Source organism: Pseudescherichia sp. AS216 (assembly GCF_037152055.1).
Classification (GTDB): domain Bacteria; phylum Pseudomonadota; class Gammaproteobacteria; order Enterobacterales; family Enterobacteriaceae; genus Pseudescherichia.
Window position 1 is genome coordinate 161,517 of sequence record NZ_JBBCMV010000005.1, and the last position, 13,068, is coordinate 174,584.

The window sequence follows — 13,068 nt, forward strand, 5'->3', positions numbered from 1 at the left end:
GAAATTTCGCGCAATAATGTCACTTTTAATCTACCCATGCAACCCACAATGAGTGCGTAAACAGAGGGGTTTTCCGGCATACTATGCAGTTAGGTAAATCGATACTTCAGGAGAAACAGCGTGCTAACCGGACCCTTTATAAATGCCGCCGCCGTGCTGATTGGCGGGACGATTGGTGCTGTTCTGAGCCAGCGGTTGCCGGAGCGAGTGCGTACCTCTATGCCCGCTATCTTTGGCCTCTGCTCGCTGGGGATTGGTATTCTGCTGGTGGTGAAGTGCGTTAACCTGCCGGTGATGGTGCTGGCGACGCTGCTCGGCACGCTGATTGGCGAGATATGCTACGTTGAGCGCGGGATCGGCGGTGCGGTGAACGGCCTGCGTCGGCTGATGCAGCGCGGCGGCAAGCAGGACGCCCCTGCCCCCCATGAAACCTTTATCCAGAGCCTGGTAGCGATCATCATCCTGTTCTGTGCCAGCGGCACCGGGATTTTCGGCGCGATGCGCGAGGGGATGACCGGTGATGCCAGCATCCTGATCGCTAAAGCTTTTCTCGATTTCTTTACCGCGGTGATTTTTGCTACCTCGCTGGGCATTGCAGTCGCGGCGATCTCTGTGCCAATGCTGCTGATCCAGCTCAGCCTGGGTGCCTGCGCCACGCTGGTGATGCCTCTGACCACGCCCGCAATGATGGGCGACTTCACCGCCGTCGGCGGGATCCTGCTGCTGGCTACCGGGCTGCGGATCTGCGGCATCAAGATGTTTGCCGTCGCCAATATGCTGCCCGCGCTGGTGATCGCCATGCCGATCTCCGCCGCCTGGAGCGCATTTTTTGCCTGAAAACGGGTGCAGGAGCGGCAAAGTGGTGATAGATTGTGCAGTCTGCAACGATTTAAATAAATTTCGTTGACGACACGAGGCGAATCGGTTTTAATGCGCCCCGTTGCCCGGATAGCTCAGTCGGTAGAGCAGGGGATTGAAAATCCCCGTGTCCTTGGTTCGATTCCGAGTCCGGGCACCACTATTCAGAAGAACCCGCCTAAAAGGCGGGTTTTTTGCTTTTGTCAGGCCGCAGCCTTCATCAAACTTCGCTCAGGCACTCATCGCATCCCTGTGACCCGCCCTGTAGGCCAGCGCAAGCGCTGTTAACCGCGTTCATCGTTAGTACAAGTACCTCTATTTAAAAACATTGCCCTAAAGATGTTTTTTTGCTTTAAGTATTCCTAAAAATCTCTAGGTATCCTAGAAAATGGGGTATATAAAAAGCGTGAAGTAAAACTTCTATCACATGCCCAATGAATAATAAAATATGACTCTAAAAATTCCATTATCCGAAATGATTTAGTGCTAAAAAACGTCATTCCGGTCATAGATCCATTGCAGCAAAAAAACCTTCAACTAGCTGGGTTTATAAACAATTCAAGAGGCTCATCTTTCCTAGGGAAGCATTGCAAAAGCCAAATGACACATCCCTTTTAAATAATTACAACTCAAGAAGCCCCCCTATCTCTTTTCATTGATTAGGTTAAGCCCACAAAACACCCAAATAGCTATTCCATCGAAATACAAAAGAGCCATTAAATTTGTGAAGCCGCTCATGCAAGTTATATAATGAATATGCTAAACGCACCTAAATCCAGTAGAAATAATTTAATTATAAATATGCCATTCAAGTCCTTATACAAAACAAAGCTTTAATTTTCTTTCATTATTGCAGGCCTGACATAACAGCCGCGGAATTGATAATCGCCATATTCCTCACGCAGTTCAGAGTCAACTTCGACAAAGATTCGGTCATATAGATGATTGATCGGCTCGTTATCTTGAGCTTTGACAAAACATATGCCTTGCCCGCACGAAACTGCTACTGTAGAAAAACGAAAATTTACTTGCCAGACGGCTACTAGGTTTGGATCAAGATGATATTTCATACTCCCTCCTCAGCTTATTAAAATGGTCAGAACAGGCGTTCAAATCGGCAAAAAAGTATGATAGTGCTAACATTTTTTGAAATATGAATTAATCCTCCTTTACCAGGAAATAGTCAGCCACTTCATCTTTCCGTCAAGCCAATATCATGCCTTTCATTTTTTATGACATAAAGAAAGAAAAGCGCATAGCGCAATACTTTTATGGGATTTTGTGTTATGAGCAAGCCATTAAACATCTCCATTAATAAGCCGTTTTTTGTAGTAAGCAAAGCAGAACATGCGCAGGCATTAAAAAGGGAAGGAGCACTAGCGTTAACTTCATATTTTCCTCACTATCATCGGGACCATACATCATAAAATTGTAGCGATTATATTTGCGTAGTACGCTTATAAATGAGTGTATTTTTTAGCTAACCCCATCTCAAAAAAAGTGGGGTAGACTGCTGTCAACATCATTAAAAAGGAGAAAAGATGAACCAGCCAACAGCGTTACAACCACAGCCACTGGAGTGGGGACACGGTCCACGCACCTTTGAGGTCTTTCTGGAACCCACCTGCCCTTTCTCAGTAAAAGCCTTTAACAAGCTGGACGCGCTGCTCAGGCATGTCGGGGAAGATAAGGTCACGGTAAAAATTCGCCTGCAGTCGCAGCCGTGGCATATCTACTCTGGATTAATTGTCCGCTATATCCTTGCCGCTTCAACGCTGCCGAACGGCAGAGAAGCCGCGCATAAAGTCATGCAGGCCATAGCGGATCGTCGGGAAGAGTTTGAGTTTACCGATCACTGTCGCGGCCCTAACCTGGATGTTACGCCAAAGCAGATGTTAGAGCGTCTCAGAGAGTACAGTGGGGTTGACGCCCGCGAGCCTTTTGACCGCGCCGATTTACAAAACATGATTAAGTGGCACTGCAAGTATGCCCGCCAGAACGGTGTCCATGTCTCGCCGACCTTTATGGTCAACGGGCTGGTGCAGGCCGATCTGGGCAGCGGTGACGAGGTGGGTGTCTGGGCCGAGCGCATCCTTGCCTGACGCACAGTTGTACGCCTAACGCCTGCTACACTGCTTATCACATCAATGAAAGGGGAATCGCTATGTCAGAGAATAACTATCAGCCACCTAAAGTCTGGGCGTGGGATAAATCCGGCGGCGGCGCGTTTGCCAATATCAACCGCCCGATCTCTGGTCCGACGCACGAAAAAACGCTGCCGGTGGGCAAACACCCGCTGCAGCTCTACTCCCTCGGCACACCGAACGGTCAGAAGGTCACTATTCTGCTGGAGGAGCTGCTGGAAAAAGGCGTCAGCGAGGCGGAGTATGATGCCTGGCTGATTCGCATCGGCGAGGGCGATCAGTTCTCAAGCGGTTTCGTTGAGGTCAACCCCAACTCGAAAATCCCGGCACTGCGCGACCATAGCACCACGCCGCCGACCCGTGTTTTTGAGTCCGGTTCTATTCTGCTCTACCTGGCTGAGAAGTTCGGCTATTTCCTGCCAACCGATCCGGCAGGCCGTGCCGAAACGCTGAACTGGCTCTTCTGGCTGCAGGGTTCAGCTCCGTTCCTCGGTGGCGGTTTCGGCCATTTCTATAGCTATGCGCCGGTAAAAATTGAGTACGCCATCAACCGCTTTACGATGGAGGCCAAGCGCCAGCTCGACGTGCTCGACAAGCAGCTTGCCGAACACAGGTTTGTGGCGGGGGATGAATATACCATTGCCGATATCGCCATCTGGCCGTGGTACGGCAACGTCGTGCTTGGCAATGTTTACGACGCGGCAGAGTTTCTCGACGCAGGCAGCTATAAAAACGTGCTGCGCTGGGCGAAGGAGGTTGCTGAACGTCCCGGCGTACAGCGCGGCCGCATCGTTAACCGTGTTAACGGGCCGCTCAACGAGCAGCTGCACGAGCGCCACGACGCCAGCGACTTTGCGAATAACACGCAAGATAAACGCCAGGCCTAACGCTTTCCGACCGGGCATTTCCCGCCCGGTCGCTTTTTGAAATCGATTACGTTTCCTCTTTTTTACCTGCTGTATTTACAACAAAAAAATAACTAGTAAGAATAGTTTTTATTTACACCTAATCGGCCGGTATGTCTGAACTCGCGCTTAAGCAGCAGATCCAGAATCTGAAGAAGCACAACGCCCGTCTGGTGCGGCTGGCGCGTGACGCCCGCAGCAAACTCAGCGCGGCGCTGGACGGTACCGGCCTCTGTCTGTGGCAGCTGGACGTGCCCAGCGGCAAGCTGATCATCTATAACCGTCGCTGGGGATCGATGCTGGGCTACCAGCCGAAAGAGCTCAACGCCCGCTTTGAGGTCTGGAAAGAGCATTTGCATCCGGACGACAGAGAGCGGGTGCTGGATGCCTTTTACGGTCATCTGTACGGGAAAACCCCTTTCTACGAAGCGCTGCACCGCATGCAGCATAAAAACGGCACCGTGACCTGGGTACTTGATCGGGGGCGCGTCAGCGAGTGGGATGATAGCGGCCAGCCGCTGAAGGTCACCGGTACACATATCGATATGACCAAAGAGAAGCAGTACGAGGAGCAGCTCGCCCTGCTGGCGAACCACGATCCACTCACCGGTCTTGCCAACCGTCATGCCCTGATTCAGCATTTCGAGGCGTTAAAGATGGCGGGGGCGCTCTGCGTGGCGTTTATCGATCTCGATGATTTTAAAAACGTGAATGATACTTTTGGCCACCGTAGCGGCGACGAGCTGCTGATACAGCTTAGCCAGCGTCTGCGTGAGACCTGCCCGCCGGGAACGATCGTTGGGCGGCTTGGCGGGGATGAGTTTGTGCTGCTGCTGCCCTTTATGCTGAGTGATATGCAGGTTAGCGATGCCGCTCGCGACTGTTTGCAGGTGGCCCTGACGCCGTTTGAGTTGAACAACGGCACGGCGAACGTCGGTGCCTCTATCGGTATTGAGCAGGTGTTACCGCAGGACGATTTTGTCAATGCGCTGGTGCGTGCCGACCAGGCGATGTATCAGATCAAGCATGCCGGTAAAAACGGTGCAGCACTGGGTGCCACACCGCTAACTGACTTTTTTAATGGCGCTTAGAACGCGACCCACTCATCATCTGTAGGGCCAGCAACGGCCGCACGGCGTAAGGCAGGCGTGTTGGTGCCCACGGCTTCGCTCTTCTGCTCATTGGCGGAGAGACGGAACCGCTGTACCGAACGCTGTAGCTCTTCGGTCTGACGCTCAAGCGCTGCCGCTGCTGCAGAGACCTCTTCAACCAGCGAGGCGTTTTGCTGCGTAACGCTATCCATCTGGGTAATCGCGACGCCAACCTGGGAGATGCCTTTGCTCTGCTCGGCGGAGGCGTTAGCAATTTGCTTCATGATGGTGGTCACTTCCGTCACCGCGCGCAGAATGCCTTCCATGGTTGTACCGGCGTCGTTAACCAGCTGCGCCCCTTTATCGACCCGGCTAACGGAATCAGCGATCAGCGACTCGATCTGTTTCGCCGCATCGGCGCTGCGGCTGGCAAGGTTACGTACCTCACCGGCCACGACGGCGAAACCACGTCCCTGCTCGCCCGCGCGTGCCGCTTCTACCGCCGCGTTGAGCGCCAGGATATTGGTCTGGAAAGCGATACTGTTAATCACCGTGGTGATCTCAGCGATCTTTTTCGAGCTATCGGAGATGCCGGTCATAGTGCCGATCACCGCCTCGACCAGCTCGCCGCCTTTACTCGCTCGCGTTGAGGCAACGTCAGCAAGTTCGCTGGCCTGGCGCGCGTTGTCCGCATTCAGCTTCACCGTCGCGGTCAGCTGCTCCATGCTGGCTGCCGTCTCTTCCAGGGCCGCCGCCTGCTCTTCGGTACGGGAAGAGAGATCGTTATTGCCGCTGGAGATTTCGGTCGCGCCGCGCCAGATGTTGTCGCTGCCCTGGCGGATAGTGCTGACCGCTTCACGCAGGCTATCCTGCATTGCACGCAGCAGCGGTACCAGCTGGCCGACACAGTTACGGCCAAGATCCTGCACCGGCTGGCTGAGATCGCCCTGAGCGATGATGCGGAAATGTTCCCGGATGATGGCCAGCGGTTTTACCAGCATGTTCACCAGATAGCGATCGGTAAACAGCAGGATCAGTAGGCCGAGGATCACCGCGGTCAGGATCAGGATGCGGGTGACGCTGGTCTGCCCGTCAACCATCACGCGCGTCTCGTCCAGACGTGCGCTGGCGGCGTTATTAAAGGCTTCTGCCGATGCGCCAAAGGCGCGGCTCAGCGCAGGAGTTACGTTATTTGCCTGCTGGCGATAAGCGTCCAGCGAGCCCTGTTGTGCCAGCTGAACCTGCGGCGTTACGCCCTGATCCAGCAGCGCCTGCCAGTTGGCAATGGCCTGGGCAGAGACCTTCTCATCCATAGGGCCTGGCGAGATGGCTTTCAGCGCATCCAGCTTGCTTTTCATGTTGTCCAGCGCCAGCTCGACCTGGCTGAAGTCCGCGTTGCCGCCGGCGGCTTTTGTCTCCAGCGTGCGGGAGAGGCGGGTCACTACGCGAAAGTATTGATCGTTGCCCTGGCTGAGCAGCGTCATCTGGTTAACCAGCTGACGATCAATCTCATTGCCTTCCGCCACCTTTGAGAGCGAAAAGACGCTATACAGTCCGACGCCGGACCACATCAGGCAAAAGACGCCGAGGATAACCAGCATCACCAAACGAATGGTGAAGTTTTGCAGCATGCGCATAATTAATTCCTTGCCGATAAGGGGGATACTTCTTGTCGCAAGCGACTTAGCAGAGTTATCGGCATATAAATTACAATATGTAGAGTAATGCGTAATTTTTTTGATCAAAAAACGCGCCATGGGTTGTCTTGCTTACAACAAGGCATGGCGAACCATAATAGTGCGCACCCTGCATTTATGCCTATAATTTTAGAAGAAAAAATAGATCATTAAGAATTATCTTAAACTCAAGTTACTGAAAAGTAAGCACAAAAAATGTCAGGCTTCAGGGTTGTTCATAAAAGCACTTTTTACCCTGATCTGCTTCCACACTAACAGTAATAAAATATCATTTACTAATAACTTAAAAATTTAAAAGCCTTTTAAAATATTAAATAGCGCATATCAAAAAACGCCAAAAATATTTGTTGCGTAATTTACCGCATACCTATTCTGCTTATTTACGCTAAGCCTTGTGGAGTTAACCTGACTATTTATCTAATACGTTAAGAAAAGGAGGATCTCACCATCAAGCCGCGCCCCTGCTCGCTTCGCACCTCCAGGAGAGGGACTGACAGAGCACCACAATCTGTTTACGCCGAAGATACTCGTAGAAAAGAGACTATTTGCCTCACTGGAAAACGTTGCTGGCGCAGCAGAATGCGATCACGGAATGCGGTATTTTAGCAGTGCTAAACAGTTCCTTAACTTTACTATTTCGTGGGTAACATCTGATTAATTCTATGATGACGCGCGGTTATCGTTTAAGAGCAACCGAGGGAGGAACCGGCAGCTCAGCGAGTCAGAGCGTAAAATGGGAAAGTTACGCACCAGGATGTAGGTAAGTTGATCGTCCTGATGCACAGCAACCCACTCTAGCGGGCGGAGGTTAATCCATGCCAGGATGAGCGTGCCCCGCGATGCAGGCGGCAATCCCATATTTTTTGAGGGAAAATTTCATAATGCGCCAGCGATCTCCATTGTCGTTTCCATTCAAGATGTTAAATCTTATAGGGGATCATTTTTCCGTCTTTCAGCGTATATGCATCATTATCGGTGGTAAAAATAACGGTGCCTTCAACGGTATTATCAACACTAAAAACAAAGTTTTTTTCGATGCACTTTTTCTTGGTTTTCATATCGCTAAAGCAGAACAGATCGAATGCGTCTTCTTTATAGCCATCCCCAAAATCCCAGAATAAGATGGAGTACAGTCCGTACGGGCCGGGTCGGGGAAAGCCATATTTCGCCTTTAGCTCATCGGCATGCGCCAGCCACCACGCAATTTTGCCTCTATCCGTCAGAGGAAAGTTACGCACCAAGATATAGGCAAATTCATCGTGCTGATGCACGGCAACCAGTTATACCGGGCGAAGGTTAATCCATGCCAGTAAGAGCACCGCCATAATGCAAGCGACAATCCCGCATTTCTTGAGAGACAATTTCATAACGTGCCAGCGATCTCCATTATCGTTTCCATTCAAGATGTTAAATGTTATAGGGGACGATTTTTCCGTCTTTCTGCGTATATTTATCAACATCAGTAGTAAAAACAACGGTGCCGTCACGCGTATTATTAACCCTAAAAAGAACGTTTTTTTCGATACAGTTTTTCCTGGTTTTCATATCGCTAAAGCATAAAAGATCAAAATCATCGTCCTTGTAACCTTCTCCGAAATCCCAGAAAGAGATGGAGTACAGTCCGTATGGGCCGGGCCGGGGTATGGCGTACTTTGCCTTTATCTCCTCGGCGTGCTCCAGCCACCACGCAATTTTGCCTTTATCAGTCAGGGGGAAGTTATGCACAAGAACATAAGTAAATTCATTGTGCTGATGCACGGCAACCAGCTCTACCGAGCGGAGGTTTATCCATGTCAGCAACAGCGCTCCCGCTATGCAAGCGACAATCCCGCATTTTTTGAGAGACAATTTCATAACGTGCCAGCGATCTCCATTGTCGTTTCCATTCAAGATGTTAAATCTTATAGGGGACGATTTTTCCGTTTTTCAGCGTATATTTATCAAGATCAGTAGTAAAAACAACGGTGCCGTCACGCGTATTATTAACCATAAAAACAAAGTTTTTATCAACGCAGTTTTTCTTGGTTTTCATATCGTTAAAGCATAAAAGATCAAAATCATCTTCCTTATAGCCGTCCCTGAAATCCCAGAAAGAGATGGAGTACAGACCGTATTCGTCGGGCCGGGGAAAAGCGTATTTCACTTTCAACGCATCGGCATGAGCCAACCACCATGCAATTTTGCCCTTATCGGTCAGGGGGAAGTTATGCACTAAGATGTCAGCAAAATTATTATCCTGATGCACAGTAACCACCTCTACCGGGCGGAGATTAAGCCATGCCAGCAACAGCACTCCCGCGATACAAGCGACAATCCCGCATTTTTTAAAAGATAATTTCATAGCGTGCCAGCGATCTCCATTGTGGTTTCCATCTCGGTAATAAAGGGTCTGTGAGCCATGGCACTGTACCGCTGCAGGACAAACCACAGACGGAAAAAACGCCACTGGCGAAACTCCCAATTCAAAATATCAACATCATCGAGTCCAAAGTGATCCTGAATGCGATAATGGACTGAGGCTTTCCAACTTGTGGCACTAAAAACCAGAGAAGTAATCGTGATGTGTGTGGCCCAAGTGTCATGTACGGTGATTCCCAGTCCGTTAGCCCTATCCTCAAGACGATCGAATTTCGGTAAACGTCCATGCAAAATGTTAGTTGTAATGAATGACTTTGAAGAGGCCAAAAAAGTTTTATTTGGCTTGTTAATATTGGCATCTAAGGCACTTTTTATCCTTGTTAGCGTGTTATTCTCTGAGCTGTCCTGAGTGATTTGCTCCCTAAGCGCCTGATTCAACAGCGGTGAACGGAAGACCTGCCCGTGACCGTTTTGCAGATGATCAATCATCTCATTTATCACATAGCGATACGGCCCATACAGCGAAAACGGCATATGGGAGAGCGAACGCATCTCATTAAACATACGTCGAATACACTCCTCACGGCTCAACATTACTCGTTTCGGTAACGGTTGATAGAGGGGAACGTGAACGCTATTCCCTGGAAGCTGTTGCAGAGTATAGGGGTCTACCAGGGTTGAAACATCGGTGAGTCCATAGTACGTCATCAGGCGATGGGCGTTGAGATCGCCGTAACGCATATCGGGGGCCTGATAATCATCCATTTTATTCTGTGTTTCATACACCACACAGGGAAAATGCTGCACCTGCGATGCAGCAGGCGTATCTACTACTCTGTCGTCCATGAATTGTTCACCCCTTCCTATGACATGTAATAGGTCTTATTAACCATATGAATATAAAGGTTATTATAGAGATTTAGGACGAGGATTTTTTGACATAAGTTGCTTAAATTTCACTTAAGCAACTTAGATGTGGCGCGTCTGGCTGGAGACACGGTGAGGGTGGATTGCTGGGTCAGCCACCAGAGCGGTTACTCTACGGGGAAGGTTGTTACCTGATTGGGATCGACATCCGGACGCTGATACTCAGGCCACACCAGCGCGACCAGCGTCGGGTAGGCCTCAAGGCTAAATTCCCGAAAGCACTGGCGTAAATTGAGCACGTCCAGATCGGCATGGGAAACCTTCTCACCGTTAAGACAGCGTTTTTTTATATTGTCATAATAACGATACACCGCCGAATTGAGATCGCTACAGCGGCGCTGCGCTTCAAATAAGCCCGGCGTGCGGTTCAGATCCGCCATGTTCATTCGCTTAATAGTGGCGTGGAGAAAATCAATATATTCATGGTTTATGCGCCAGTACCAGACGGGGGTAATGGCATTCATCAGCATAGAAAAATGATCTTCCCCCTCCTCTTTTGTTAAGGGTTCGGGGCCGTAATCGGGACTTATCTCTGCCTCTGGCGAGCTTTCATTGAACCCACGCATCATTAAAAGTACGCCACCGGTAAGCAGCAGCAGGGCAATAACAGAATAAAAGATACTGTTCATCAGCGGGCTCCATTTTTTTTGATTTTAAAATTGCTCCATGATATTGTCAACGACACTCACGCCCTAACCTTCTCCACCTCGTTGAAATAACAGGATATTATCGATGCTGCCCGAGAACCTTGTCCCGGCACGTTTTCACGTTTGCACGGAGAAAACAGACGCGGGAGAAGCAGAAAAAGATGTCAATTTAGCCCAGGGGAAAACAACGCTCGCAGATTATGAAAGCGATATATTAACTAACGTGAACCCTACCCGGCAATCACGTAATATGTTGCTGGAAGAGCGTGACCGTCATATAAAAGACAGGCTATACCGGGTGGTAAAAATTGAATGCTTTCGTCGGTTGCTAAACGATCTCCAGGGCGCAGGCGACATCGACCCACAGCTTTTAAGTCAAATAATCGCAAAAAAAACCAGTGAGATTAATGATGCTGGAAATGAAATTTGGCTTAATCTCATCACCCACGAAAAAGATATGCCTATGTTTTATACGCTACAGGACGATTCGCGTGGATAAAGAAATTAAGAATAACAATGTCTATTTGACTTTAGATGAGACAAAAACGGATGAATTTATCTTAAAGCAAAATCTGGATGCGTTAATTCAAAATAAAAATGAGACGATTCAGCGTATTGCCAGAGAGTCAGTCTCTATCCCGGCGGCATTGATAAAGCTGAAGTGGCAGAACCGCCGTGAGATCTATGCCCTACAGGTTAAAGAGGAGATCTACGGCGCGGCAATCAATGAAATTATCGCCCTCTGTCCCGACCTGGAGGAAAAGATCATGACAACGCTGGAAACAAACTACCAGCACATCCTGGAGCGTGAAGCCGCCACGCTACGGCTCACTCGCAAACTTGCTGATGGCGAGTATCGCACCGGCAACGTCAATGTGGTTGCACTTCCTGAAGAGCAGGAAAGCATGCCTGCGCGCCCCTCTACCTCCTCCAAACCATAACCTCGCAAGAGCTTAGGCCGCGATCGCTAGCCATAGGAAATCGTCCGAATCGCCTGCATTTCCCCTATAAGCATCTATCCTTAATCAGGATGTATCACAGATGGAGACGACTTATGGCAAACGACCAGACGAAAATTCAGGATCCCACTACACAGTATTACACTGAGGGATTTCCGAAGCAGAAACAGCCCGCGCCAGGGGTGCAGGCTAAAATGGATCCCGTCCCAGACTGTGGCGAGAAGAGCTATGTAGGTAGCGGCCGCCTTAAGGATCGTAAGGCACTGGTGACAGGGGGCGACTCCGGCATCGGACGCGCTGCCGCCATCGCTTACGCGCGTGAAGGCGCTGATGTGGTTATCAACTACCTGCCCGCTGAGGAAGAGGATGCGCAGGAAGTCAAAGCGCTGATTGAAGCGGAAGGGCGCAAAGCGGTGCTGATCCCAGGCGATCTGACCGATGAAGCCTTTACCCGCTCCTTGGTTAACCAGGCGCGCGATGCGCTGGGTGGTTTAGATATCCTGGCGCTGGTTGCCGGTAAACAGACCGCCGTGGAAGATATTGCCGATCTTACCTCAGAGCAGTTTGAGCAGACCTATAAAACCAACGTCTTCTCGCTGTTCTGGATCACGCAGGAGGCGCTGAAGTTCCTGCAGCCGGGTGCCAGCATTATCACCACCTCCTCGGTGGAAGCCTACCAGCCAAACGCGACCCTGTTGGACTATGCCTCTACCAAGGCGGCAATCCTAAACTTTACCCGCGGGCTGGCAAAACAGGTGGCCGAGAAAGGCATTCGTGTGAACAGCGTTGCCCCAGGTCCAGTCTGGACTGCGCTGCAGATCTCCGGTGGCCAGCCGCAGGAGAAGCTGCCGCAGTTTGGCCAGTCTACACCGCTGAAACGCGCCGGGCAGCCTGCTGAGGTCGCTGCTGTTTACGTCTACCTGGCAAGCCAGGAGTCGAGCTACGTGACTGCCGAAGTACACGGTGTCACTGGCGGAATGCATTTGAGCTAGTTTTGTAGGCAATAAAAAAGGGGGCCGCCATGGCCCCCTTCTCCTTGTCTGAACACCGCGCTTATTTGGCGCGCGTGACCTCTTCACCCACCAGACCAATCTTCAGATAGCCTGCCTGATGCAGAGTGTCCATCACCTTCATCATCGTTTCGTAATTGACGGTTTTATCCGCCCGGAAGAAGACGGTGGTGTCCTTCTTACCTTCGGTCAGGCTATTCAGCGCGTTAACCATCGTCTCTTCGGTCACCGGATCGTTACCGATAAACATGCTGTTATCCGCTTTCACCGACAGGTAGATCGGCTTCTCCGGACGCGGTTGCGGCTGACTGGAAGAGGCCGGTAGGTTTACCTTCACATCAACGGTGGCCAGCGGGGCCGCCACCATGAAGATGATCAGCAGCACCAGCATGACGTCGATAAACGGCGTCACGTTGATCTCATGCATTTCACCGTTATCGTCCAGATTTTCATTAAGACGCATTGCCATACG

General features: G+C 50.5%; 15 protein-coding genes and 1 tRNA gene. 8 read left to right on the plus strand and 8 right to left on the minus strand.

Features of this window, described 5'->3' with window-relative positions:
• The first annotated feature begins 120 nt into the window (after positions 1-120).
• Positions 121-837 carry a DUF554 domain-containing protein gene (locus WFN61_RS15700; protein WP_144817613.1) on the plus strand — a complete coding sequence of 239 codons (717 nt, stop codon included), beginning with the start codon at positions 121-123 and terminating at the stop codon, positions 835-837.
• Between the two features lie 105 nt (positions 838-942).
• A tRNA-Phe gene (locus WFN61_RS15705) sits at positions 943-1,018 on the plus strand.
• Positions 1,019-1,691: 673 nt separating this feature from the next.
• On the opposite strand, the gene WFN61_RS15710 is transcribed toward WFN61_RS15705, so the two are convergent.
• On the minus strand, positions 1,692-1,928 hold the full coding sequence (locus tag WFN61_RS15710) for a hypothetical protein (protein WP_144817612.1): 237 nt from the start codon (positions 1,926-1,928) through the stop codon (positions 1,692-1,694).
• Positions 1,929-2,399: 471 nt separating this feature from the next.
• On the opposite strand from WFN61_RS15710, the gene WFN61_RS15715 reads away from it, so the two are divergent.
• The 3 genes from WFN61_RS15715 (at position 2,400) to WFN61_RS15725 (ending at position 4,998) form a co-directional block, all read left to right on the plus strand.
• Positions 2,400-2,960, plus strand: coding sequence for a DsbA family protein (locus WFN61_RS15715; protein WP_144817611.1), 561 nt, complete (start codon positions 2,400-2,402; stop codon positions 2,958-2,960).
• Between the two features lie 62 nt (positions 2,961-3,022).
• A complete protein-coding gene (gene yghU / locus WFN61_RS15720) occupies positions 3,023-3,889 on the plus strand; it encodes a glutathione-dependent disulfide-bond oxidoreductase (protein ID WP_144817610.1) in 867 nt (288 codons plus the stop codon).
• A 131-nt stretch (positions 3,890-4,020) separates the two neighbouring features.
• Positions 4,021-4,998, plus strand: a complete 978-nt coding sequence (locus WFN61_RS15725) for a sensor domain-containing diguanylate cyclase (RefSeq protein ID WP_337038918.1) — start codon at positions 4,021-4,023, stop codon at positions 4,996-4,998.
• Here the strand turns inward: WFN61_RS15725 and WFN61_RS15730 are convergent.
• The 6 genes from WFN61_RS15730 to WFN61_RS15755 all read right to left on the minus strand — a co-directional run bounded on the left by WFN61_RS15730 (position 4,995) and on the right by WFN61_RS15755 (position 10,609).
• Positions 4,995-6,635 carry a methyl-accepting chemotaxis protein gene (locus WFN61_RS15730; RefSeq protein WP_144817608.1) on the minus strand — a complete coding sequence of 547 codons (1,641 nt, stop codon included), beginning with the start codon at positions 6,633-6,635 and terminating at the stop codon, positions 4,995-4,997. The genes WFN61_RS15725 and WFN61_RS15730 overlap by 4 nt on opposite strands.
• 980 nt (positions 6,636-7,615) lie before the next feature.
• The gene (locus WFN61_RS15735; RefSeq protein ID WP_337038919.1) at positions 7,616-7,966 is read right to left on the minus strand and encodes a DUF943 family protein; all 351 of its coding nucleotides are present in this window, start codon (positions 7,964-7,966) and stop codon (positions 7,616-7,618) included.
• Between the two features lie 136 nt (positions 7,967-8,102).
• Positions 8,103-8,549, minus strand: coding sequence for a DUF943 family protein (locus WFN61_RS15740; protein ID WP_337038920.1), 447 nt, complete (start codon positions 8,547-8,549; stop codon positions 8,103-8,105).
• 40 nt (positions 8,550-8,589) lie between these two features.
• The gene (locus tag WFN61_RS15745; RefSeq protein WP_312632709.1) at positions 8,590-9,036 is read right to left on the minus strand and encodes a DUF943 family protein; all 447 of its coding nucleotides are present in this window, start codon (positions 9,034-9,036) and stop codon (positions 8,590-8,592) included.
• A complete protein-coding gene (locus WFN61_RS15750; RefSeq protein ID WP_337038921.1) occupies positions 9,033-9,899 on the minus strand; it encodes a YPO3983 family protein in 867 nt (288 codons plus the stop codon). Before WFN61_RS15750 ends, WFN61_RS15745 begins: the two co-directional genes overlap by 4 nt.
• A 188-nt stretch (positions 9,900-10,087) precedes the next feature.
• Positions 10,088-10,609, minus strand: a complete 522-nt coding sequence (locus WFN61_RS15755; RefSeq protein ID WP_144817606.1) for an ESA_00282 family adhesion-associated protein — start codon at positions 10,607-10,609, stop codon at positions 10,088-10,090.
• A gap of 103 nt (positions 10,610-10,712) precedes the next feature.
• Between WFN61_RS15755 and WFN61_RS15760 the strand changes: the two genes are divergently transcribed.
• From WFN61_RS15760 to WFN61_RS15770, 3 genes are all read left to right on the plus strand, one after another.
• A complete protein-coding gene (locus tag WFN61_RS15760) occupies positions 10,713-11,126 on the plus strand; it encodes a hypothetical protein (protein WP_222889565.1) in 414 nt (137 codons plus the stop codon).
• Complete coding sequence (locus WFN61_RS15765; protein WP_257759009.1) at positions 11,119-11,568, plus strand: cytoplasmic protein; 450 nt, start codon at positions 11,119-11,121, stop codon at positions 11,566-11,568. Before WFN61_RS15760 ends, WFN61_RS15765 begins: the two co-directional genes overlap by 8 nt.
• Before the next feature lie 113 nt (positions 11,569-11,681).
• Positions 11,682-12,578, plus strand: coding sequence for an SDR family oxidoreductase (locus tag WFN61_RS15770; protein ID WP_144817604.1), 897 nt, complete (start codon positions 11,682-11,684; stop codon positions 12,576-12,578).
• A gap of 61 nt (positions 12,579-12,639) precedes the next feature.
• Here the strand turns inward: WFN61_RS15770 and exbD are convergent, their stop codons facing one another.
• Positions 12,640-13,065 carry a TonB system transport protein ExbD gene (exbD, locus tag WFN61_RS15775; protein ID WP_312632706.1) on the minus strand — a complete coding sequence of 142 codons (426 nt, stop codon included), beginning with the start codon at positions 13,063-13,065 and terminating at the stop codon, positions 12,640-12,642.
• Positions 13,066-13,068: the final 3 nt, after the last annotated feature.

Excerpts from the sequence above, each read along its gene's own strand:
- WFN61_RS15710 (WP_144817612.1), bottom strand. The coding sequence starts at position 1,928 with ATGAAATATCATCTTGATCCAAACCTAGTAGCCGTCTGGCAAGTAAAT.
- WFN61_RS15715 (WP_144817611.1), top strand. The coding sequence starts at position 2,400 with ATGAACCAGCCAACAGCGTTACAACCACAGCCACTGGAGTGGGGACAC.
- yghU (WP_144817610.1), top strand. The coding sequence starts at position 3,023 with ATGTCAGAGAATAACTATCAGCCACCTAAAGTCTGGGCGTGGGATAAA.
- WFN61_RS15725 (WP_337038918.1), top strand. The coding sequence starts at position 4,021 with ATGTCTGAACTCGCGCTTAAGCAGCAGATCCAGAATCTGAAGAAGCAC.
- WFN61_RS15730 (WP_144817608.1), bottom strand. The coding sequence starts at position 6,635 with ATGCGCATGCTGCAAAACTTCACCATTCGTTTGGTGATGCTGGTTATC.
- WFN61_RS15740 (WP_337038920.1), bottom strand. The coding sequence starts at position 8,549 with ATGAAATTGTCTCTCAAAAAATGCGGGATTGTCGCTTGCATAGCGGGA.
- WFN61_RS15745 (WP_312632709.1), bottom strand. The coding sequence starts at position 9,036 with ATGAAATTATCTTTTAAAAAATGCGGGATTGTCGCTTGTATCGCGGGA.
- WFN61_RS15750 (WP_337038921.1), bottom strand. The coding sequence starts at position 9,899 with ATGGACGACAGAGTAGTAGATACGCCTGCTGCATCGCAGGTGCAGCAT.
- WFN61_RS15755 (WP_144817606.1), bottom strand. The coding sequence starts at position 10,609 with ATGAACAGTATCTTTTATTCTGTTATTGCCCTGCTGCTGCTTACCGGT.
- WFN61_RS15760 (WP_222889565.1), top strand. The coding sequence starts at position 10,713 with ATGCTGCCCGAGAACCTTGTCCCGGCACGTTTTCACGTTTGCACGGAG.
- WFN61_RS15770 (WP_144817604.1), top strand. The coding sequence starts at position 11,682 with ATGGCAAACGACCAGACGAAAATTCAGGATCCCACTACACAGTATTAC.
- exbD (WP_312632706.1), bottom strand. The coding sequence starts at position 13,065 with ATGGCAATGCGTCTTAATGAAAATCTGGACGATAACGGTGAAATGCAT.